17 protein-coding genes are annotated in these 22,738 nt (G+C 61.4%); 15 read left to right on the top strand and 2 right to left on the bottom strand.

Annotated features, from left to right (window positions below; all coding sequences use genetic code 11):
- Positions 1-19: 19 nt before the first annotated feature.
- Entirely contained in the window at positions 20-238 is a 219-nt protein-coding gene (locus ACA047_RS27020; RefSeq protein ID WP_497354658.1) for a hypothetical protein, read from the top strand.
- A 222-nt stretch (positions 239-460) separates the two neighbouring features.
- Here the strand turns inward: ACA047_RS27020 and aceF are convergent, their stop codons facing one another.
- Together aceF and aceE are read right to left on the bottom strand one after the other, a co-directional pair.
- Positions 461-2,098, bottom strand: coding sequence for a dihydrolipoyllysine-residue acetyltransferase (gene aceF, locus ACA047_RS27015; protein WP_497354656.1), 1,638 nt, complete (start codon positions 2,096-2,098; stop codon positions 461-463).
- A gap of 11 nt (positions 2,099-2,109) precedes the next feature.
- Complete coding sequence (aceE, locus tag ACA047_RS27010) at positions 2,110-4,755, bottom strand: pyruvate dehydrogenase (acetyl-transferring), homodimeric type (protein ID WP_497354654.1); 2,646 nt, start codon at positions 4,753-4,755, stop codon at positions 2,110-2,112.
- 382 nt (positions 4,756-5,137) lie between these two features.
- On the opposite strand from aceE, the gene glnE reads away from it, so the two are divergent.
- The 14 genes from glnE (at position 5,138) to ACA047_RS26940 (ending at position 22,733) form a co-directional block, all read left to right on the top strand.
- On the top strand, positions 5,138-8,077 hold the full coding sequence (glnE, locus tag ACA047_RS27005) for a bifunctional [glutamate--ammonia ligase]-adenylyl-L-tyrosine phosphorylase/[glutamate--ammonia-ligase] adenylyltransferase (RefSeq protein WP_497354652.1): 2,940 nt from the start codon (positions 5,138-5,140) through the stop codon (positions 8,075-8,077).
- 370 nt (positions 8,078-8,447) lie between these two features.
- Positions 8,448-9,482, top strand: a complete 1,035-nt coding sequence (gene waaF / locus ACA047_RS27000) for a lipopolysaccharide heptosyltransferase II (protein WP_497354650.1) — start codon at positions 8,448-8,450, stop codon at positions 9,480-9,482.
- Position 9,483: 1 nt separating this feature from the next.
- Complete coding sequence (gene waaC, locus ACA047_RS26995; RefSeq protein WP_497354648.1) at positions 9,484-10,542, top strand: lipopolysaccharide heptosyltransferase I; 1,059 nt, start codon at positions 9,484-9,486, stop codon at positions 10,540-10,542.
- Positions 10,542-11,666 (top strand): glycosyltransferase family 4 protein, encoded by a 1,125-nt coding sequence (locus ACA047_RS26990; protein ID WP_497354646.1) that lies wholly within the window; start codon positions 10,542-10,544, stop codon positions 11,664-11,666. The genes waaC and ACA047_RS26990 overlap by 1 nt, the downstream gene beginning before the upstream one ends.
- Positions 11,663-12,469 (top strand): lipopolysaccharide core heptose(I) kinase RfaP, encoded by an 807-nt coding sequence (gene rfaP, locus ACA047_RS26985; RefSeq protein ID WP_497354644.1) that lies wholly within the window; start codon positions 11,663-11,665, stop codon positions 12,467-12,469. The genes ACA047_RS26990 and rfaP overlap by 4 nt, the downstream gene beginning before the upstream one ends.
- Positions 12,469-13,203 (top strand): lipopolysaccharide kinase InaA family protein, encoded by a 735-nt coding sequence (locus tag ACA047_RS26980; protein ID WP_497354642.1) that lies wholly within the window; start codon positions 12,469-12,471, stop codon positions 13,201-13,203. The genes rfaP and ACA047_RS26980 overlap by 1 nt, the downstream gene beginning before the upstream one ends.
- Positions 13,200-13,952: a lipopolysaccharide kinase InaA family protein gene (locus tag ACA047_RS26975; protein ID WP_497354640.1), complete on the top strand. Its 753-nt coding sequence runs from the start codon at positions 13,200-13,202 to the stop codon at positions 13,950-13,952. Before ACA047_RS26980 ends, ACA047_RS26975 begins: the two co-directional genes overlap by 4 nt.
- Positions 13,952-15,403: a lipopolysaccharide kinase InaA family protein gene (locus ACA047_RS26970; RefSeq protein WP_497354638.1), complete on the top strand. Its 1,452-nt coding sequence runs from the start codon at positions 13,952-13,954 to the stop codon at positions 15,401-15,403. The genes ACA047_RS26975 and ACA047_RS26970 overlap by 1 nt, the downstream gene beginning before the upstream one ends.
- Positions 15,404-15,691: 288 nt before the next feature.
- Positions 15,692-17,449: a carbamoyltransferase family protein gene (locus ACA047_RS26965; RefSeq protein ID WP_497354636.1), complete on the top strand. Its 1,758-nt coding sequence runs from the start codon at positions 15,692-15,694 to the stop codon at positions 17,447-17,449.
- The gene (locus ACA047_RS26960) at positions 17,433-18,563 is read left to right on the top strand and encodes a glycosyltransferase (RefSeq protein WP_497354634.1); all 1,131 of its coding nucleotides are present in this window, start codon (positions 17,433-17,435) and stop codon (positions 18,561-18,563) included. Before ACA047_RS26965 ends, ACA047_RS26960 begins: the two co-directional genes overlap by 17 nt.
- Complete coding sequence (locus ACA047_RS26955) at positions 18,563-19,459, top strand: antimicrobial resistance protein Mig-14 (RefSeq protein WP_497354632.1); 897 nt, start codon at positions 18,563-18,565, stop codon at positions 19,457-19,459. Before ACA047_RS26960 ends, ACA047_RS26955 begins: the two co-directional genes overlap by 1 nt.
- A gap of 8 nt (positions 19,460-19,467) precedes the next feature.
- Entirely contained in the window at positions 19,468-20,871 is a 1,404-nt protein-coding gene (locus tag ACA047_RS26950) for a PIG-L deacetylase family protein (protein ID WP_497360560.1), read from the top strand.
- A gap of 84 nt (positions 20,872-20,955) precedes the next feature.
- Positions 20,956-21,912 (top strand): glycosyltransferase family protein, encoded by a 957-nt coding sequence (locus ACA047_RS26945; protein WP_497354630.1) that lies wholly within the window; start codon positions 20,956-20,958, stop codon positions 21,910-21,912.
- Between the two features lie 56 nt (positions 21,913-21,968).
- Complete coding sequence (locus ACA047_RS26940; RefSeq protein ID WP_497360558.1) at positions 21,969-22,733, top strand: glycosyltransferase family 2 protein; 765 nt, start codon at positions 21,969-21,971, stop codon at positions 22,731-22,733.
- Positions 22,734-22,738 lie beyond the last annotated feature (5 nt).

Below are 22,738 nucleotides of genomic sequence, written 5' to 3'. Positions count from 1 at the left end.
TCGACCAGGTTGTATCCCCTTGGCATCTATGACGAATACCGGCAAATACCAGGTGATGGTTGTTGTTATCTCCGCGCAGGAATATGCGCGCGTGATCAGTTGTAGTGTGGCCAATGATTGGGCCGACGGTTGGTTTGAACATATTCGAATCCATTCGAAATTCAACAGTATTTTAAAGTTTTTGGCACGAGCGGTAAGTGATCTCGGTGGACTCATGCTAAAGCTCGGCGAGCCATAAATATTGATAGGGGAGAGGGCGCAAGCTGTGGGTAATGACTAATAGAAGGCGTAGTCATTTATGGTGGACGAGGTAGGAAAATTGGCAGCGGTTGGCCTGTCCGCGAAGTCGGGTTTTATTTCAGGCAAAAAAAGCCCCGCCAAATGAGCGGGGTTGAGGTACGAGCGTGGCGCTCGGAAAACAGTCGTCCGAATGGCCCTCCGCGAAGAGGGCCGTACGGCGTTACAGCAAGAGGGTGCGGATGTCGCCCAGCAGGTCGCTCAGACGTTTGGTGAAGCGTGCCGCTGCGGCGCCGTTGATCACACGGTGATCGTAGGACAGCGACAGTGGCAGCATCAGCTTCGGCTGGAAGGCTTTACCGTCCCAGACAGGCTGAATGGTGGCCTTGGAAACACCCAGGATCGCCACTTCCGGCGCGTTGACGATCGGCGTGAAGCCGGTGCCGCCAATGTGGCCGAGGCTGGAGATGGTGAAGCAGGCGCCCTGCATATCGTCAGCGGTGAGCTTCTTGTTCCGGGCCTTTTCGGCCAGGGCAGCGGCTTCGGCAGCCAGTTGCAGCAGGCTCTTCTGGTCGACGTTACGGATGACCGGTACCAGCAGGCCTTCCGGGGTGTCGACGGCAAAGCCGATGTGCACGTATTTCTTGCGGATCACAGCCTTGCCGCTTGGGGCCAGGGAGCTGTTGAAGTCTGGCAGCTCCTTGAGCAGGTGCGCACAGGCTTTGAGCAGCAATGGCAGCACGGTCAGCTTCACGCCAGCCTTTTCGGCCACGGCTTTTTGCGCGACGCGGAAGGCTTCCAGCTCGGTGATGTCGGCCTGGTCGAACTGAGTCACATGCGGAATGTTCAGCCAGCTGCGATGCAGGCTCGACGCGCCGATTTGCATCAGGCGAGTCATTGCCACTTCTTCGGTCTCGCCGAAGCGGCTGAAATCCACCGCTGGAATCGGCGGGATACCCGCGCCGCCAGCGGCGCCTTCGGCCGGTGCGTTCTTGGCCTTCTGCATCATGGCTTTGACGTAAGCCTGCACGTCTTCCTTCAGCACGCGACCGTGTGGGCCGCTCGAACCGACGGCAGACAGCTCGACGCCGAATTCACGGGCCAGCTGACGCACCGCAGGGCCGGCGTGCACCTTGGCACCGCTTGGCGCAGGTGCGGCGGCAGGGGCTGGGGCAGCTTCGGCCTTGGCGGCAGGCGCGGCAGCCGGAGCTGGAGCGGCTTCGGTCTTGGCAGCAGGCGCAGCGGCTTGGGCTGGGGCGGCAGGTGCCGCGGCCCCGGCTACTTTGAGCTTCAGGATCAGGTCACCGGTGCCGACTTCGTCTTCCAGCTTGACCTCGACGCTTTCCACCACACCGGCGGCCGGCGACGGGATTTCCATGCTGGCCTTGTCGGATTCCAGGGTGATCAGCGACTGGTCGGCCTCGACGGTGTCGCCGACCTTGACCAGTACTTCGATGATCTTGGCCTTGCCTGACGAGCCGATGTCCGGAACATGAATGTCCTGGACGGTGGCCGCGGCAGGTGCAGCGGCCGGGGCGGGAGCCGCCTCGGCAGCCGGTGCAGCGGCAGGCTTTTCAGCCGCCGCCGGGGCAGCAGCAGGGGTCGCCGCCTCAGGCGCCGCAGCGGCACCTTCGACTTCCAGCTCCAGCAATTCGTCGCCTTCTTTCAGGCGATCGCCCAGCTTCACTTTCAGGCTCTTGACGATACCGGCCTTCGGCGCAGGCACTTCCATGCTGGCCTTGTCCGACTCAAGCGTCAGGATGCTCTGGTCGGCTTCGATACGGTCGCCGACCTTCACAAACAGTTCAATTACTTCACCTTCACCGCTGCCGATGTCAGGTACGCGAATGAGTTCGCTCACGGAAATTCTCCTCAGCAGTCCAGTGGGTTGCGTTTTTCTGGATCGATGCCGAACTTGACGATGGCCTCGGCCACCACTTTAGGTTCGATATCGCCACGGTCAGCCAGGGCTTCCAGGGCTGCCAACACAACGAACTTACGGTCAACTTCGAAGAAGTGACGCAGCTTCTTGCGGCTGTCGCTACGGCCGAAACCGTCGGTGCCCAGCACCTTGAATTCCTTGGATGGAACCCACTGACGGATCTGCTCGGCGAACAGCTTCATGTAGTCGGTAGACGCGATGACCGGACCTTTGCGGCCGTTCAGGCACTCTTCGACGTAGCTCAGTTTTGGCTTCTGGCCAGGGTGCAGGCGGTTGCTGCGCTCTACGGCCAGGCCGTCGCGACGCAACTCGTTGAAGCTGGTGACGCTCCAGACGTCGGCACCGACGTTGAACTCTTCGCGCAGAATCTTCGCTGCTTCACGCACTTCTCGCAGGATGGTGCCGGAGCCCATCAGCTGGACGTGGTGCGCCGCTTCGCGGGTGTCTTCTTCGAGCAGGTACATGCCCTTGATGATGCCTTCCTCTACACCGGCCGGCATGGCTGGCTGCTGGTAAGACTCGTTCATCACGGTGATGTAGTAGAAAACGTCCTGCTGCTCTTCGGTCATTTTCTTCATGCCGTCCTGAATGATCACCGCCAGCTCGTAGCCGTAGGTTGGATCAAAGGTGCGGCAGTTCGGGATGGTGGCGGCCAGGATGTGGCTGTGACCATCTTCGTGTTGCAGGCCTTCGCCGTTCAGCGTGGTCCGGCCCGCGGTACCGCCGATCAGGAAGCCACGGGTGCGGCTGTCGCCAGCGGCCCAGGCGAGGTCGCCGATACGCTGGAAGCCGAACATCGAGTAGAAGATGTAGAACGGCAGCATGGGCTGGTTGTGGCTGGAGTACGAAGTACCGGCAGCGATGAAGGAGCTCATGGCGCCCGCTTCGTTGATGCCTTCTTCGAGGATCTGGCCCTTCTTGTCTTCTTTGTAGAACATCACTTGGTCTTTATCGACTGGCTCGTAGAGCTGGCCGACGGACGAGTAGATGCCCAACTGGCGGAACATACCTTCCATACCGAAGGTACGGGCTTCGTCCGGGATGATTGGGACGATGCGCGGGCCGATTTCCTTGTCCTTGACCAATTGCGCGAGGATCCGCACGAAGGCCATGGTGGTGGAGATTTCACGGTCGCCCGAGCCGTCCAGGATAGCTTTGAGGGTATCGAGTGAAGGCGTCGGAACGCTGAAGCTCTGCGCGCGGCGCTGTGGCACGAAACCGCCCAGTGCAGTGCGGCGCTCGCTCAGGTAGCGGGCTTCGGCGCTGTTTGGTTCGGGTTTGAAGAACGGCAGGTTTTCCAGTTCTTCGTCCTTGACCGGGATGTCGAAACGATCGCGGAACAACTTCAGGCTGCCGACATCGACTTTCTTGGTGTTGTGCGCCGTGTTTTTCGCTTCGCCGGCACCGGTGCCATAACCTTTGATGGTCTTGGCCAGGATGACGGTCGGTTGTTCTTTGTGGTTGACCGCTTCGTGGTACGCCGCGTAGACCTTGTACGGGTCGTGGCCGCCACGGTTGAGTTTCCAGATCTCGTCGTCGGACAAGTCTGCAACCATTGCCTTGAGTTCAGGCGTGTTGAAGAAGTGTTCACGCACGAACGCGCCGTCTTTGGCTTTGTAGTTCTGGTACTCGCCGTCGATGACTTCGTCCATGCGGCGTTGCAGGATACCGTCGACGTCCTTGGCCAGCAGTGGGTCCCAGAAACGGCCCCAGATGACTTTGGTGACGTTCCACTGAGCACCGCGAAACACGCCTTCGAGTTCCTGGATGATCTTGCCGTTGCCGCGAACCGGGCCGTCAAGGCGCTGCAGGTTGCAGTTGATGACGAAGATCAGGTTGTCGAGCTTCTCGCGGCCAGCCAGCGAGATCGCGCCCAGGGATTCCGGCTCGTCGCACTCGCCGTCGCCCAGGAAGCACCAGACTTTCTGCTTGCCTTGCGGGATGAAGCCACGGGCTTCCAGGTACTTCATGAAGCGTGCCTGGTAGATCGCCTGGATTGGGCCCAGACCCATGGAAACGGTCGGGAACTGCCAGAAATCAGGCATCAGCCATGGATGCGGGTAGGACGACAGGCCCTGACCGTCGACTTCCTGGCGGAAGTTGTTCATCTGTTCTTCGGTGATGCGGCCTTCCATGAACGCACGGGCGTAAACGCCTGGCGAGGTGTGGCCCTGGAAGTAGATCAGGTCGCCGCCGTGTTCGTCGGTCGGGGCCTGGAAGAAATAGTTGAAGCCGATGTCGTACAAGGTTGCGCTGGAGGCGAAGCTGGAGATGTGACCGCCCAGGTCAGAATCCTTCAGGTTCGTACGCATCACCATGGCCATCGCGTTCCAGCGTACCAACGAGCGAATGCGGCGTTCCATGAACAGGTCGCCAGGCATGCGTGCTTCGTGGGTAACGGGGATCGTGTTGCGGTACGGCGTGGTGATGGCGTAGGGCAGTTGCGAACCGCTGCGGGTTGCGAGTTCACCCATACGGGTCATCAGATAATGAGCACGGTCTTCGCCTTCTTTGTCGAGAACCGATTCCAGGGCGTCCAGCCATTCCTGGGTTTCGACGGGATCGAGGTCTTGCATGGCTTGCTCCAGGGCGGAAAGGCTACCAGAATCGGTTGCCTGAGTTTGCGACTGGCCTTGTGGGCAGACGATATAAATTCTTGGATTGCCGAAGGTTGTTTCGGCGGCGTGTAGTTTTACTACAAATCTTCGGCCGTTTCAGCCTTTCGAATGTATAGACGAGTAGTAAAACTACACATGAGCGGCTTGTGGCCCCTCGTTTCGTTGTGAGAATAATCGTTACTGTTGGTCTTTAGCCAACTCGAACAGGTAAAAACTTGATGCCGGCTGCCAATAAAATCAAATTTTCAGCTATTTATCATCTTTGTTCGACAGTCGACAAGGTAGTGTCTTTTGAAAAAACACTACATCCAGCCTTTCCCGCGCCGACCAAGGATAGACCATGAGCCTGCCCTCGCTTGCCAAAGTCCCGACCATTCTCCAGTCATTGGTCAGTCGTGCCGAGCAGTCGTTCCGTGCGGTGGTCGCCTTACTGGACGACGACCACGGTCTGTCCACCTGGACGCCCGAACGCTGGGACGAGTTCAACCGCATCGCCGCCGCCAGTGATTTTGTCATTGAGCAGAGTGTACGCGACCCATCGATGCTGCTGGAGCTGGTGCGCAGCGGCGAACTGGACCGCAGCTTCGCCCCCGGTGAAATGTGCGCGCAGATTGGCGCCGCGGTACAGGCCGCCGAGACGGAAGACGAACTGGGCCGCGTCCTGCGCCGCCAGCGCACCCGCCAGCAGGTGCGGATCATCTGGCGCGACCTGACCCGCCAGGCCGATCTGGTCCAGACCTGCCGCGACCTCTCGGACATGGCCGATGCCTGCATCGACCAGGCCTATCAATGGTTGTACCAGCGCCTGAGCCAGCAATTTGGCACACCCACCGGTCGACGCAGCGGTGAGCCGCAGCAGATGGTCATTCTGGGCATGGGCAAGCTCGGCGCGGTAGAGCTGAACCTGTCGTCGGACATCGACCTGATTTTCGCCTACCCCGAGGGGGGCGAAACCGTCGGCGTAAAGCGGCCGTTGGATAACCAGGAGTTTTTCATTCGCGTTGGCCAGCGCCTGATCAAGGCCCTGGACCCGATGACCGTCGACGGTTTTGTGTTCCGCGTCGACATGCGCCTGCGCCCCTACGGCTCGGCCGGTGCACTGGTGCTGAGCTTCAACGCGCTGGAACAGTATTACCAGGATCAAGGCCGCGACTGGGAACGCTACGCCATGATCAAGGCGCGGGTGGTGGCGGGCGATCAGGTGGCCGGTGCGCAACTGCTCGACATGCTTCGCCCGTTCGTTTATCGCCGCTACCTGGATTTTTCCGCCATCGAAGCGCTGCGGACAATGAAGCAGCTGATCCAGCAGGAAGTGCGGCGCAAGGGCATGGCCGACAACATCAAGCTGGGTTCGGGCGGCATTCGCGAGGTGGAGTTCATCGCCCAGGCGTTCCAGTTGATCCATGGCGGTCGCGACTTGAGCTTGCAGCAGCGCCCGCTGTTGAAAGTGTTAGGCACCCTGGAGGGCCAGGGTTATCTGCCAGCCAAGGTGATTGACGAGCTGCGCCAGGGCTATGAATTTCTGCGGTATACCGAACACGCGATCCAGGCCATCGCCGACCGCCAGACCCAAATGCTGCCGGACAGCCCGCAGGATCAGGCGCGCATTGCATTCATGCTGGGCTTTGCCGACTGGGCGGCGTTCCACGAACAATTAATGTACTGGCGCACACGTGTGGCCTGGCATTTCGGCCAAGTCATCGCTGACCCGGATGAAGAAGAGGGCAGTGAAAGCGAAGTGGTGGTGGGCGGCGAATGGTTGCCGTTGTGGGAAGACAGCCAGGATGAAGAGGCGGCGTGCCGTCAGTTGGAGGAGGGCGGTTTCGTCGATGCGCCCAAAGCTCTCAAGGCACTGGCCGCCCTGCGCGGCAGCCCGCAATTACGCGCCATGCAGCGCCTGGGGCGCGAACGCCTGGATGCGTTCATCCCGCGTCTGCTGGCCCAGGCGGTGGAGCATGCCAGTCCCGACCTGGTGCTTGAGCGGGTGCTGCCGCTGGTGGAAGCCGTGGCCCGTCGCTCGGCCTATCTGGTGCTGTTGACAGAAAACCCCGGCGCCTTGCGACGCTTGCTGACACTGTGCGCGGCGAGCCCGTGGATCGCTGAGCAGATCACTCGTTTTCCACTGCTGCTCGATGAATTGCTCAACGAAGGCCGCTTGTTCAAGCCGCCCCTGGCGCCGGAGCTGGCGGCGGAGCTGCGTGAGCGCCTGACGCGAATCCCCGAGGATGATCTCGAGCAGCAGATGGAGGCGTTGCGGCACTTTAAGCTGGCGCATCGTTTGCGGGTGGCGGCCTCGGAAATCACCGGCAGCCTGCCGCTGATGAAAGTCAGCGATTACCTGACCTGGCTGGCCGAGGCGATCCTCGAGCAAGTGCTGGCCCTGGCCTGGCGCCAGACCGCGGCCAAGCACGGCGTGCCGCTGCGTACCGATGGCAGCCTGTGCGATCCGGGCTTCATCATTGTCGGTTATGGGAAGGTCGGTGGCCTGGAATTGGGGCATGGTTCCGACCTGGACCTGGTGTTCATCCACGACGGCGACCCGCAGGCGGAAACCGACGGCCCGAAACCCATTGACGGTGCACAGTTCTTCACCCGGCTCGGCCAGCGGATCATTCACTTGCTGACCGCCCAGACCAACTCCGGGCAACTCTATGAGGTGGACATGCGCCTGCGCCCGTCCGGGGCGTCGGGGTTGCTGGTCAGTTCCCTTGGGGCGTTTGCCCGTTATCAGGAGAACGAAGCCTGGACCTGGGAACATCAGGCGTTGGTTCGGGCCCGGGTGCTGGTAGGCAGCCAGGACGTGGGCCAGGCGTTCGAGAAGGTCCGCGCCCAGGTACTGGGGCGCCAGCGTGATTTGCCGACGTTGCGCCAGGAGGTCAGCGAAATGCGCGCCAAGATGCGCGATAATCTCGGCAGCAAGGTCACCGCCGCCGGAACCGCGCCAAATGCCTTCGAGGCCACGGCGCCCTTCGACCTCAAGCAGGATGCCGGAGGTATCGTCGATATTGAATTTATGGTGCAATACGCGGCCCTGGCGTGGTCCGAGGAGCACCCGTCGCTGCTGCGCTACACCGATAACATCCGCATTCTGGAAGGGCTGCAAGAGGCCGGGCTGATGCCGGCCGAAGACGCTACCCTGTTGCGCGAGGCCTATAAGGCCTACCGCTCCGCCGCTCACCGCGAGGCCTTGCAGAAAGATCCCGGGGTGATTACAGGCGAGCAGTTCGTTGATGAGCGCCGGCAGGTGCTGCGGATCTGGCGCGAGCTGGGGTTAAGCTGAGGAATAAATGTGGGAGCGAACTTGCTCGCGAAAGCCGTGCGTCAGGCAACACAGAGGCTGGATGTGACGGCCCCTTCGCGAGCAAGCCCGCTCCCACAGTAAATTTGTGGTGTATTTGAGGGGGGGCAGCAGGCAGGAACTAGCCAGCGCCGCTCCTGAGATACATGAAAACCCCTGTGGGGGCGAGCCTGCTCGCGATGGCGATGTGTCAGACGACATTGATGTTGAATGTAATGGCCCCTTCGCGAGCAAGCCCGCTCCCACAGTTTTGGATTCGCGGTGTTTTTGAAGGCAGCAGGTAACGACCTAAGCCACAGTGATTCTCGAGGCGGGGAGGCGTAGGCCTCCCCGTATCGTTTTTGGAAACCACATGAATATTCTGATCGTTGGGCCCAGTTGGGTCGGTGACATGGTGATGGCGCAGACACTGTTCCAGTGTCTCAAGCAACGCCATGCGCATTGCGAAATCGACGTGCTGGCCCCGGAGTGGAGCCGGCCGATTCTTGAGCGCATGCCCGAGGTACGCAAGGCCTTGAGCTTCCCGCTCGGCCACGGCGTGCTGGAACTGTCGACCCGGCGGCGCATCGGCAAATCCCTGGCCGGTCAGTATGACCAGGCGATCCTGCTGCCCAATTCGTTGAAGTCGGCGCTGGTGCCATTCTTCGCAGGCATTCCCAAGCGCACCGGCTGGCGTGGCGAGTTCCGCTACGGCCTGCTCAACGACGTGCGCACGCTGGACAAAGATCGCTACCCGCTGATGATCGAGCGTTTCATGGCCCTGGCCTACGAGCCGGGTGTCGAATTGCCCACGCCGTATCCGCGCCCGAGCCTGCTGATCGACCCTGTGACCCGCGAAGCGGCGCTGGCCAAGTTCGGCCTGAGCCTGGACCGGCCGGTGCTGGCCCTGTGCCCGGGTGCCGAGTTCGGTGAGTCCAAGCGCTGGCCGGCGGACCATTACGCCCAAGTCGCCGAGGCGAAGATTCGCGACGGTTGGCAAGTCTGGCTGTTCGGTTCGAAAAAAGATCACCCGGTGGGCGAAGACATCCGCTCGCGGCTGATCCCGGGGCTGCGGGAAGAGTCGGTGAATCTTAGCGGCGATACCTCCCTGGCCGAGGCCATCGACCTGCTGTCCTGCGCCGATTCGGTGGTGTCCAACGACTCCGGCCTGATGCACGTGGCCGCGGCCTTGAACCGCCCGTTGGTGGCGGTCTACGGCTCAACCTCGCCAGGCTTCACGCCGCCGCTGGCCGACAAGGTCGAAGTCGTGCGCCTGGGCATCGAATGCAGCCCGTGCTTCGACCGCACCTGCCGCTTCGGTCATTACAATTGCCTGCGCCAGCTCATGCCGCCGTCGGTGAACGATGCCCTGGGACGTTTGCAGGGCACACCGGTGGAGGTTCAGTAACTTGCGGGTATTGCTGATCAAGACCTCTTCGCTGGGGGATGTGGTCCACACCCTGCCGGCGCTGACCGACGCGGCGCGGGCGATTCCTGGCATCAAATTCGATTGGGTGGTGGAAGAAGGCTTCGCCGAAATCCCTACCTGGCACCCGGCCGTGGGCAAGGTCATTCCGGTGGCGATTCGGCGCTGGCGCAAAAACCTCTGGCAAACCATCAAGAGCGGCGAGTGGCGACGTTTCAAGCAGAGCGTGCGCGCGCAAAAGTACGACCTGGTGATCGATGCCCAAGGGCTGCTGAAAAGCGCCTGGCTGACCCGCTACGTCAAGGCCCCGGTGGCCGGCCTGGATAAACACTCGGCTCGCGAACCCCTGGCCGCGCGGTTCTATTCCCGACGCCTGGCGGTGGCCCGTGGTCAGCATGCGGTAGAGCGCGTTCGGCAGTTGTTCGCCGTGGCGCTGGGTTATGACCTGCCCAAAACCATGGGCAATTACGGCCTGCGCGTCGATCGCCTGGTGGAATTGCCGCGCAAATACCCCTACGTGGTGTTCCTGCATGGCACGACCTGGGAATCCAAGCATTGGCCTGAACTCTACTGGCGTCAGCTCACCGAGCGCATGGGCCAGGTCGGCGTGGTGGTGAAGCTGCCGTGGGGCAGCCCGCTGGAGAAAGCCCGGGCCGAGCGCATCGCCAAGGGCCTGCGCAACGCCGAGGTGTTGCCGAAACTGAACCTGGGCGGGGTAGGCAAAGTGCTCGCCGGTGCCCAGGCTTGCGTGGCGGTGGACACGGGTCTCGGTCATCTGGCCGCGGCCCTGGACGTACCGACCATTTCGCTGCTCGGCCCGACCAACCCGATACTGACCGGCGCCTATGGCAAGGGCCAGATTCACCTCGCCAGCGATTTCCCTTGCGCGCCCTGCATGCAGAAACAATGCACTTACCCGCCGACCGCCGAAGATGCCCGTCGGTTTGACTTGAAACGCGAGCAGCCCCTGTGCTTCACGCGTCTGAACCCCGAGCGTGTTGCCAGCCGCCTGAGCACGTTATTGGCTGAGGAGCCGCGCTGATGCAATTGGCTTTTGTCCTTTATAAATACTTCCCCTTCGGTGGCCTGCAGCGTGACTTCATGCGCATCGCCCTGGAATGCCAGCAGCGCGGTCACCAGATCCGCGTCTATACGCTGATATGGGAAGGTGACGTGCCGCCGGGCTTCGAAGTGCTGGTGGCGCCGGTCAAGGCATTGTTCAACCACCGTCGCAACGAGAAACTCAGTGCGTGGATGGAGGCCGACCTGGCCAAGCGCCCGGTAGACCGCCTGATCGGCTTCAATAAAATGCCCGGCCTGGACGTGTATTACGCCGCCGACGGCTGCTTCGAAGACAAGGCCCAGAACCTGCGCAATTCGCTGTACCGGCGCTGGGGCCGCTACCGGCATTTTGCCGAGTACGAGCGGGCGGTCTTCGCCAAAGACGCAAAAACCGACGTGCTGATGATTTCCGAAGTGCAGCAGCCGCTGTTCATCAAGCACTACGGTACGCCGCTGGAGCGCTTTCACCTGCTGCCGCCCGGCATCGCCCAGGACCGTCGCCGGCCCGCCGACGCCGACGCGATTCGCACCGCGTTCCGTGCCGAATTCGGGCTGGCCGATGACGAGCTGCTGCTGGTACAGATCGGTTCCGGGTTCAAGACCAAGGGCGTGGATCGCAGCCTCAAGGCCCTGGCCGCGCTGCCTGGCGAACTGAAAAAACGCACCCGGCTGTTTGTAATCGGCCAGGACGACCCCAAAGTATTCCAATTGCAGAGCGCCGCGTTGGGGCTCGGTGACAACGTCCGGTTCCTCAAGGGCCGCAGCGACATTCCGCGTTTTCTGTTGGGGGCCGATGTGTTGATTCACCCGGCGTACAACGAAAACACCGGCACCGTGCTGCTCGAAGCGCTGGTGGCCGGGTTGCCGGTGCTGGTCAGTGCGGTGTGCGGGTACGCCCATTACATCGCCGAGGCCGACAGTGGCCTGGTGCTGGACGAGCCGTTCGAACAGGCACAGCTCACCGAGTACCTGGGCCGAATGTTGAGCGACGCCGACGCACGGGCGGCCTGGAGCCGCAATGGTCTGGCCTTCGCCGAGAAGGCCGACCTCTACAGCATGCCGCAGCACGCGGCCGATGTGATATTGGCGGAGCACGCACAATGAAATTGATGCTGGCCGAACCGTTCAAGAGCCTTTGGGCCGGGCGCGATGCGTTCGCCGAAGTCGAGGCGCTCAAGGGCGAGGTCTATCGCGAACTGGAAGCCCGGCGCACCTTGCGCACGGAGGTGGACGGTCGCGGCTTTTTCGTGAAGATCCACCGCGGCATCGGTTGGGGCGAGATCTTCAAGAACCTGCTCACCGCCAAGCTGCCGGTACTGGGCGCGGGTCAGGAATGGAAAGCCATCCAGCGCTTGCAGGAAGTCGGCGTGCCGACCATGACCGCCGTCGCGTATGGCGAGAAGGGCAGCAACCCGGCGGACCAGCATTCGTTCATCGTCACCGAAGAGCTGGCGCCGACTGTCAGTCTTGAAGATTTCAGCATCGACTGGGTCAAGCAGCCACCGCAGCCCAAACTCAAGCGTGCCCTGATCGCCGAAGTGGCGCGCATGACCGGCATGATGCACCGCGCCGGGGTCAACCATCGCGACTGCTACATCTGCCACTTTCTGCTGCATACCGACAAGCCAGTGAACGCGCAGGATTTCAAGCTCTCGGTGATCGACCTGCACCGCGCCCAGACTCGTCCGGCCATCACCACCCGCTGGCGCAACAAAGACCTGGCGGCGCTGTACTTCTCGGCGCTGGACATCGGCCTGACCCGTCGCGACAAGCTGCGCTTCCTCAAGGGCTACTTCCAGCAGCCGCTGCGCCGGATCCTGGCCGAAGAGGCTTCGCTGCTGGCCTGGCTCGAAGGCAAGGCCAACAAGCTTTATGCACGCAAGCAGCGGTACGGGGATGCGCTCTGATGTCGGGTTGGAAACTGGAACCGGCCTACGCTGAGCTTTCGCAGGATTTCGGTAGCCTCGACGCAGTGTTCGCCCTTCAGGGGGAGCGTCTGACTCGCGACCCGCTGTCAGAAGTGATCCGGGTGAAGCGCAACGGCGTGAATTATTACGTCAAGCGCTACGTCGGGGCCGGCAAGGGTTTGCGACGTTACCTGGGCAAGCCACGGGTCAAGTCCGAATGGCAGAACCTCAAGCGCTTCGCCAAGTGGGGCATTCCCACCGCTGAAATCATTGCCTGGGGCCTGGAGCGAAACGGCGCGGCCTATGCCCGTGGGGCGATGATCACCCGCGAGTTGCCTCGCACCGAAGACCTCTCGGCCCTGGCCGAACGTCACGATCCGAGGCTGACGGACCGCACTTGGGTCGATGGGGTGAGCCGGCAATTGGCCGATTACACCCGGACCATGCACGACCAGCGCTTCACCCATAACGATCTGAAGTGGCGCAACCTGCTGATCGATGACCAGGCCCGGCTGTTTCTGATCGACTGCCCGAACGGCGATTTCTGGCGCGGCTTCTGGCTCAAATACCGCATCACCAAAGACCTGGCATGCCTGGACAAGGTGGCCAAGTATCACTTGTCGGCCACTCAGCGCCTGCGCTTTTACCTGCAATACCGCCAGAGTGACCGGCTCGATGCGCGCGACAAAAATCGCATCCGTCACGTGGTGAGATTTTTCGAGGGGCGTGAATGACTGATTTTCTGGCCGCTGAAGACCGGGCGTTGTTGCAACGTCATGGCCTGGACAGCTTCGAGGCCTTGTGGGCGCGGCAACTGGATGCGGTGGACGAACCCAATACCTCCAATGACGGCTGGAGCAGCGTGTTCCGCCTGGAATTGGAAGGGCAGGGTTATTACCTCAAGCGTCAGAGCAATTACCTGACCCGAACCTTGTCCCACCCCTTTGGCGAACCGAGTTTTTCCCGGGAGTTTCGCAACATCAGCCGTTATCGTCAGTTGGGCATTCCGGCCCTGCAAGCGGTGTTCTACGGTCAGCGCAAAGTGGGCGGCGAGGTGCGGGCGATCTTGCTGACCCGTGCCCTGGACGGCTGGGATGACCTGGATTCACTGCTGCAGCGTTGGTCGACCCTGACGGCGGCGCAACACACCACCATCCTGAAAGCCTGTGGTCAGTTAGCGCGCAACCTGCACGGCATGCGCCAGGTTCACGGTTGCTTCTACCCCAAGCACATTTTTATGCAAACCACCGCCAGCGGCTATCAGGCGCAGTTGATCGACCTGGAAAAGACCCGGCCGCTGCTGTTCGGCCAGCGTGATCGGGTCAAGGATCTGGAGCCCTTGCTGCGTCGTGCGTCAATCTGGAGTAACGACGATATGCGTCAATTGCTGTCTGCCTATCTGGACCAGCCCCTCGACAGCGCGCTGGTCGACAGCTGGATGACCCGCCTGACTGCCCGGCGCAGCCACAAGGAGGCCCGTTGATGCATCTGTCCGAATTGAAGAGTGCCGGCCGCAGCCCGAGCCTGCCCCTGAGCCTGGAACTGGCGGACGCCGCCGGTCCGGCGCAATTGCAGCTGCTTTCGCTGTTGCGGGTGCTGCCGGGGCAGCGCTACGTCGGTGCGGGCGTCTGGCGTGGTCGGCCGGTGCTGGCCAAATTGCTGGTGGGCAGCAAGGCGGCTCGGCACTTTCAACGTGAACTGCAAGGCGTGCGAATGCTGGCCGAGCAGGGGCTGACGACGCCGTTATTGCTGGCCGATGGCCTGAAAGAGGGCGAGGGCGGCTGGTTGCTGTTCGAGTTGCTCGAACGTGCCCAAAGCCTGGGGGACGCCTGGCAACAGGTCGAACATCTGCCATTGCTGGCCGACGAACAAGCGGCGGTATTGGCCCAAGCCCTGGGGGCCATTGCACAACTGCACAGCAAAGGCCTATGGCAGGAAGACCTGCATCTGGACAACCTGCTGCGCCACGACGGCAAGCTCTATTTGATCGACGGCGCCGGTATCTGCGCTGAAACCCCGGGCCAACCGTTGTCGCGGCAGAAAGTCCTCGAGAACCTCGGGGTATTTTTCGCCCAGTTGCCCAAATCCATCGAGCCGTTCAACGAAGAGCTGCTGGTGCATTACCTGCTGAGTAACGCCGAACACGCATTGCCCATGCAAGCGCTGCAAAAGCAGATCGACAAGGTGCACACCTGGCGCCTGAAGGACTTTCTGGAGAAGGTCGGGCGCGAGTGCAGTTTGTTCAGCGTACAGCGCGGGCCGTTTGGCTTGCGGGCGATTCGCCGCGACGAAGAAGCCGCCATGACGCCGGTGCTGGAGCAGGCCGACGCCTTGCTTGACCAGGGCCACCTGTACAAGACCGGTGGCGCGGCGAGCGTCGGCAAAGTCGAGGTGAACGGCCGTCCCCTGGTCATTAAACGCTACAACATCAAAAGCTTCGCCCACTGGCTCAAGCGCTTCTGGCGCCCGAGCCGCGCCTGGCATTCCTGGCGCGAAGGCCATCGCCTGGCCTTTCTCGGCATCGCCACGCCCAAGCCGCTGGCATTGCTGGAAAAGCGCTTTCTGTGGCTGCGTCGCGGCGCTTATCTGGTGACCGAGCATCTGTCGGGGCCCGACATCATCGAGCGCTTCTCTCCTTACGTGGAAAGCGGCGAAGCGCCCGAGCCGCAATTGCTGGCGCTGGACCGGCTGTTCGCCGACCTGATACGCGAACGTATCAGCCACGGCGATTTGAAGGGCCATAACCTGTTCTGGCAGCAAGACCGCTGGGCGCTGATCGACCTGGACTCCATGTGCCAACACCGCACCCACACCAGCTTCGCCCCGGCCTACGCCCGTGATCGGGCACGGTTCATGCGCAATTGGCCTGAGAACAGTGCGTTGTATCGGGTGATTGATGGGCGGGTGCCCAAGGAAGCTGGGACTTCGGCTTGAGCTGATTATTCCCTCTTCCAGAAAGCGAAAAGCCCCGGTGAGACTCACCGAGGCTTAGACGCCGACCGGGATCCCCCAGTCCATTTGCGCGAAGCCTATGTTGGTAGCCAATAGCTGTCAATGAACACGCTATCGACAACCCGCCACAAGCTTGCCGCTTGCAGCTAGAGGCTTAAGGCTGCTTTTAAGCTATAATCCCGCCCTTTAGCTGCCCTTCGCCCCGGCGAGTGGCACATCAATTTTCGAGGCGCTTGTCGCCCGCATGCAGACATAAGAGGCTAGACCCCTGTGGCATTGACGATTCTTGGCCTGTCCGGCGCCCTTAGCCATGATCCTTCCGCAGCGCTGTACATTGACGGCAAGCTGATCGCGGCGGCCGAGGAAGAGCGCTTCGTACGCGATAAACATGCAAAGAACCGCATGCCCTATGAATCGGCGAAGTTCTGTCTGGAGCAGGCCGGCATCAAGCCGTCCGACGTCGATGTGGTGGCGATTCCGTTCGCCCCGATCAGTCTGTTCGGCGAAGCGCGCTGGCACTACGCCAAGCGTTACTGGTACGCCCCGGACCGCGCCCTCGACGCGATCCTGATGGGTAACCGTCGTTACAAGCGCTATCGCCGCAAGATCGTCTGGTGCCTGGAACAATTGGGCTTTGATCCGAAAAAAATCAAGATCGAGCCGGTCGAGCATCACTTGGCCCACGCCTCCAGCGCCTACCACTGCTCCGGTTTCCAAGAGAAAACCGCGATCCTGGGCATCGACGGCAAGGGCGAATACGCCACGACGTTCTTTGGCTATGGCGAAAACGGCAAGATCCACAAGATCAAGGAATTCTTCGACCCGGACTCCCTGGGCGGCCTGTACGGCGCGATCACCGAGTTCCTGGGCTTTGAAATGCTCGACGGCGAATTCAAGGTCATGGGCATGGCGCCCTACGGCGATGCCAGCAAGTACGATTTCTCGCGCCTGGCCTCGTTCGAAAACGGCGAACTGGTGATCAACACCGAGTACGCCAACGTGATTGGCCTACGTCGCTATAAAGAGAAGGGCAAGGGCTTCTACTTCACGCCGAAGCTGATCGAATGGCTCGGTCCGAAACGTGAAGGCGACATCGCCGACGAGCCGTACATTCACTACGCGGCCAGCATGCAGGCGCTGTTCGAGAAGCTTGCGCTGCAAATGATCGACCATTACCTGGGCGACGTGCTCAAGGAAACCGGCAAGCTGGCTTTCGCCGGCGGCTGCGCGTTGAACGTCAAGCTGAACCAGAAAATCATCGCCCGTGACGACGTCAAGGAGCTGTTCGTGCAACCGGCTTCCGGCGACGCCGGTACTGCGGTGGGTGCGGCGGCTTATGTGTCCCACGCCCGTGGCGTGCCGGTGGAGAAGATGGAACACGTCTACCTCGGCCCGGCCTACAGCAACGAAGACGTGATCGCCGCGTGCGCCCGTCATCCGAGCAAGCCGGTGTGGCGCAAGATCGACAACACCCCCGAGCGCATCGCCAAGATCATGGTCGACGGCAACCCGGTGGCCTGGTTCCAGGGCCGCATGGAGTTTGGCCCGCGTGCCTTGGGCGGTCGCTCGATCATCGGTTGCCCGAGTGCCAGTGGCGTGGCCGATCGCATCAACGAGCAGATCAAATTCCGCGAGCGCTGGAGGCCTTTCTGCCCGTCGATGCTCGACACCGTTGCGCCGCAGATGATCAAGGTCGATCACCCCGCACCGTTCATGACCTTCACCTTCGAAGTGGCCGAAGAATGGAAAACCCGCGTGCCGGAAGTTGTCCATGAAGACGGCACTTCCCGGGCCCAGGTGCTCAAGCGTGAATACAACCCGCGCTACTACGACATGATGAAGGCCCTGGAAGTCCTGACCGGCAACGGTGTGTCCCTGAACACCTCGCTCAACCGTCGTGGCGAACCGATGATCTGCTCGCCGACCGACGCGTTGAACATGTTTTTTGGCTCCGACCTGCAGTACCTGATCATGGAAGACATTCTGGTGGTCAAAGACGGCGTGGACGCTTATGACACGCTCGGCTGAGCGACATGTGCTGCAGTTCTGCCACGGTTATGACGGGCCGTTCCTGGACTGTGCCCGTCAGTACGCCAGCCTGTTCGCGGGCACTGGCTATCGTGTGACCACGGTGTTTCTCACCGGAACGGCCGATGCGCAAGTCGCCGCCGGTTGCGCCTCGGACGAGGTGCTGTTCATGGAGTACAGCTCCAGCGCCATTCGTGGCCTGAAGCTGGGCGCCATTGGCGATCTGCGCAAGATCGCCGCCTCGCGCAATTTCAGTTTCTGCATTGCCCACCGCTTCAAGCCGATTTACATCGCCTTGCTCGGCACCGGTCTGCCGGTGATTGGCGTGCATCATGCCTTTGGCGACTACCAGCGGCGTACCCGCCGGCTGTTTGCCCATGTTTTTCGCAAGCGCCTGAGCTTGCTCGGGGTTTCCGATGCGGTGCGTGATGACATGCGCCGCTGCCTGCCGAAATGGCCGGCCACCCAGATCCAGACCCTCTACAACCGTATTGACCTGGACGCCGTACAGGCCGGCCTGGTCTCCCGAGAGGAAGCGCGGCACACCCTGGGGCTGGATACGGACGCCTGGATTATCGGCAACGTCGGTCGCCTGCACCCGGACAAGGACCAGGCCACACTGTTGCGCGGCTTTGCCGCGGCGCTGGCGTATCTGCCGACCCACAGTCAACTGGCGATTCTCGGCAAGGGCCGACTGGAACAGGACCTCAGGGAGCTGGCACTGGAGTTGGGCATTGCCGACCGTGTTCTGTTGCTCGGTCAGGTGCCCGAGGCGCGGCGCTATTTTCGCGCCTTTGATGTGTTTGCCTTGAGTTCCGACCATGAGCCGTTCGGCATGGTGCTGCTCGAAGCCATGGCCGCCGGCGTACCGCTGCTGGCGACGGCCTGCGGCGGGGCCAGGGAAGTGGTCGAAGGCGTGGGTATTCTGTTTCCGTTGGGCGACGCCGAACACATGGCTCAGGGGCTGCAACACCTGGCCGCTATGGACGATTTGCAGCGTCGCCAATGCGCCGAGTTGATGCTCGACCGCTTGCGCGAACGCTTCTCGGATCGCGCCGTACGCGATGCGTTCTGGCGTTTGCCTCAAGTCACCGAACTGGCGCCGAGGGCCTGATGCTCAACCGATTCCAAGGCTGGCGCGAGCGCGGCTGGACAGCTGTAGACGCGTCGATTTATGCCCAGGCCTGGCAACGTTTTGGCGGCAGTGTGGCGACTCATCCCTTGGTGGTCGAGCGTCTGGCGGCTCTGGCCGGGATTCCCGTGCGTTACCTGGCCTTCGAACAGGACGGCGAACTCAAAGCGGCGATCCCGACCTGGGGCCGCGATCTGGCACTGTCCAAGGACGTGCTCAAGCGCAGCGGCAAAAAAGGCTTGTTCGACCTGGGCAATGCCGAGTTGATTCTGCCGGCGGCAGCCGATGCACAGGCGCCGTTGCGTCATCGCGGGCGTTACCTGTCGGCGCTCAACGAGGGGCGTTTCAGCGGCTTGAAACTGCAGAAAGAACAACTGGCCATGGCCCGCACGCCGGAGGAACTGTCGAAGAAGTTTCGCTACAACCAGCGCCGTGAGTTGCGTTTGCTGGAAGAGGCGGGCGGGGTCGTGCGGCCGGTCGGCGAGTTTTCCAGCGCGCAGTTGGCCTCGATCTACTGCGATCTGTTCCTGCGTCGCTGGGGTTTTGCGGCCACCGGCGCCGAGCGCATGGGCGAGGTGATCGAGTTGCTGCGTGAACTGTTGATCGGTTCGGTGATCTTTCTCAATGATGCGCCGATTGCCATTCAACTGGTGTATCGCGTCGAAGCACCCGAGTGGATCAGCGTCGAGTACATCAACGGCGGCGTCGACCCGCAGACCCGTGAATTCAGTCCCGGCAGCGTGTTGAGCTTTCTCAACACCCAAAGCGCCTGGGAACAGGCCCGTGCCGCCGGCAAACCGTTGCGTTTTTCATTCGGTCGGGCGGACCGGGAGTACAAGGACCGTTGGTGCAACCCCGTGCCGGTGTTTACCGTATGAACCCACCGATGAGCCGCAAGCAGCAGTTGCTCAAGCGCCACCGTCGCAACAAGCGCCTGGGGCTGTTGCTCGCGCTCGTCGTACTGGCCCTGCTTGGGGTGTGGGTGATCTGGTGGTTGCCACTGGTGCTTGCGCTGCTGGGCTGGGTCGCTCATGAGGCGTGGTTCGCCGATCATCTGTTTTATTCGCCCAAGGACGACTATCAGTACAGCTTCCCGCCGTTCACCCAGCAGCCCAAGGTGCATTTGAATGCAGGGCGGTTGCGGCTGGACGAGGGCGTGATTCTGGACGATGGCGCAACGCTGATCCTCGCGCTAAGGGTTAAAAGCACCTGGCTTGGGCGTTTCATTGACCCGGTCGTTGAATTGTCGGGCGGTGAATATCCGGATCGACAAACCTTCGAGCGCGGGGTCAACGGCTTGCGCTACCTCAACCTTAGCGAGCAGGGCCCGGCGATGTCCCGGGGCGAGCTGCGTATTCGCGGGCGCTTTTGTCGTTTGCTGGGCGAACCGATGTTGTGGTCTTTCACTTCGCCGCCGGTGCAGCGTCAGCGGGTGATGGTCATCGCTCCCCACGCCGACGATGCGGAGCTGGCTGCCTACGGGCTGTACAGCCAGGCTGAGGAAGCCTGGATCGTTACCCTGACCGCTGGCGAAATCGAAGCCGAGCATTATCAGCAGATGGGCCTGGACCGCGTCGAAGCCGCGCGGCTCAAGGGTCGTTTGCGAGCCTGGGACAGCATCGCCGTGCCGCGCTGGGCCGGAGTACCAGAAGCCCACTGCGTGCAACTGGGTTACTTCTGCCTGCAACTGGCGGCCATGCAAGCTGCACCCGGCCAGCCCCAGGGCTCTCGCGAGGCGGACCTGAGCGATACCCGGCTGTTTCGCCAGTTGAACCCGTTTGCCTTGCCCGGCGATGCCGACGGCGCACCGACCTGGAACAACTTGCTGGCAGACCTGCGCGAACTGCTGCTCAAGGCGCGCCCCGAAGTCATTGTGTTGCCGCACCCGGCCCTCGACCCGCACCCTGATCATCTCTGCGCGCACCATGCCGTCATGCAAGCGCTCGAAGGCCTGGAATGGCAACCCACCACACTGCTGGGCTATGCCAATCACCTGCACGACAACGACCGCTGGCCCATGGGCGATGCGGGCGTGGGCATTGCGTTGCCGCCGTTTTTCGATCCGGCCCGGCCGATGCATCCCGTCAGTCTGCCGTTGGCGCTGGCCGAACAGCGCGACAAGGCCATGGCGCTGGGCATGATGCACGATCTGCAGCCGCCTGCACCGTTCAAGCGTCGCCTGCGCCGTGGCATCCAGCGTCTGCTGGCCGGGCGCGTCCGGTCGTCGTATGGCGAGAACGAATTTTTTCGCAAGGCTGTGCGTCGCCATGAACTGTTCTGGCGACTGTAAGGGCCCACGGTGGGGCGTCTTTGCGCTACGGCACAAAAAGGCCCCCGGTTATCTATCAAGTCGTTCGGTGCCGCAAGGAAGACGATGAAAGTTCTATTTCTGGTGCAGAAAGAACAGCGGGCCATCCTGGACCGACTTTACGAAGGCGTGGCCGCTCATTGCGAGTGCGACCTGCGCTGGCTCGACAGCAAGGAGCAACGCAACCTGCGGGGATATTTCCGACGCCATGTGGACGTATCGCGCTACGACCGGATCGTATTTTTCCTGCGCTTCAAGCAGGAGATCCGTCAGGCTGGGTTCATCCGCACGATCCCCAACCTGGTGATCCTCGAGCACGACGCCTATCAGAACTACATCCCGTGCAAATACACCGGCAAGTTCAGTGCCCACTATCGTCGTTTGCCGTGGGTGCGGGTCATCAGTTCTGGTTTCATGGTGACCGAACGTCTGCGCGCCGAAGGTTTCGATGCGGTGTTCGTGCCCAAGGGCTACGATCAATCGTTATTGCAGGATCAGGGGCGCGAGCGAGATATTGAACTGGCCTTTGTCGGCAGCACCAACAGCGTCGCCTACAGCGGCCGCAAGGCGTTGCTGGATGAGCTGGGACGCGTCGAACCGCTGGTGGTGACCCGCACCAAGTCCGGCGAAGAATATTGCGAGACCCTCAACCGTATCCGCTGTTTCGTCAGTGCCGACGTGGGCATGGGCGAATTCATGATCAAGAATTTCGAAGCCATGGCCTGCGGCTGTGTGCTGCTGGCGTTCGATCAGGGGGCCGATGAAGCACGTGCGCTGGGGTTGCAGGACATGCATAACGTGGTGCTGTATCGCGACATCCCGCAACTCCAGGAAAAGCTTTCCCGACTGCGTGCCGACCCCGAACTGGCGTACAGTGTTGCTCGAAACGGCCAGGCGCTGGCGTTGGAACAGTTCACCTTCGCGCGCATCGGGCAGAAGATCGTTGAAGCGCTGGCGCCGCCCTTGCGGCCTCGTGCATCGTTGAGCCTGCTGGAAAAACTGCGCCTGAAACTGGGCGTTTGACAGGAACCGTTCAGCCACCTGATGTTCAGATGGTGTTTGACTAAATGGTATTTCAGGTGCGATTTTCCGATGAAAGCGACATTACCCTGGTGGTGACCAGCTGCGGTCGGCTCGATCTGCTCAAGCGGACCCTCGAGAGCTTCGACCGTTACAATACCGCGTCGATTCGTGAAGTCTTCATTACCGAAGATGCCGGCGACGAAGGTGTACATGGCGTTATCCCCGCTCACTGGAAGGACCGCTGTACGGTATTCGTCAATCAACCGAAGCTGGGCCAATTGGCCTCGATCGATCTGGCGTATAGCCACGTCAAGACGCCTTATATCTTTCACTGCGAGGACGACTGGGAGTTCTACCGCCCAGCCTTCGTGGAAGATTCGCGCACGATCCTGGAACAACGCCCCGGTATTCTGCAGGTGTGGTTGCGCAACTATGTCTACGACTTGTGCGTACACAGTCCCTACATTCACCTGGGCGAGCGTGAAGTCATCGGTGGAGTGCCTTGTTATCCATTGATTTCAGACAAGCCCGAATGGCAGAGCTTTTCTCTCAATCCTGGTCTGCGACGGCTGAAGGAATATCAACTCTGCGCACCTTTTGCCGGTTTTGGTGGCGAAAAAGCCCTGTCGCTTCGCTATGCACAGCTCGACTTGACGGCTGTAACACTGGAAGGGGATGCTGTTTTGCACACCGGATTCGGGGTTCATGTGGAAGTGCCCGTGGAGCGCGAACGCAAGGCACGCCGCAGGCGCCGCGAGCAAGTCAAGCTGTCTCTGGTTCTCTTGCTCGGAGTCTGCATTGGCTGGCTTATCAATTATTAAATGTC

The sequence above is a fragment of the Pseudomonas sp. LBUM1664 genome (assembly GCF_059695895.1).
Note: the sequence above shows the minus strand (reverse complement) of the source record. Positions and strands in the feature narration are given on the sequence as shown.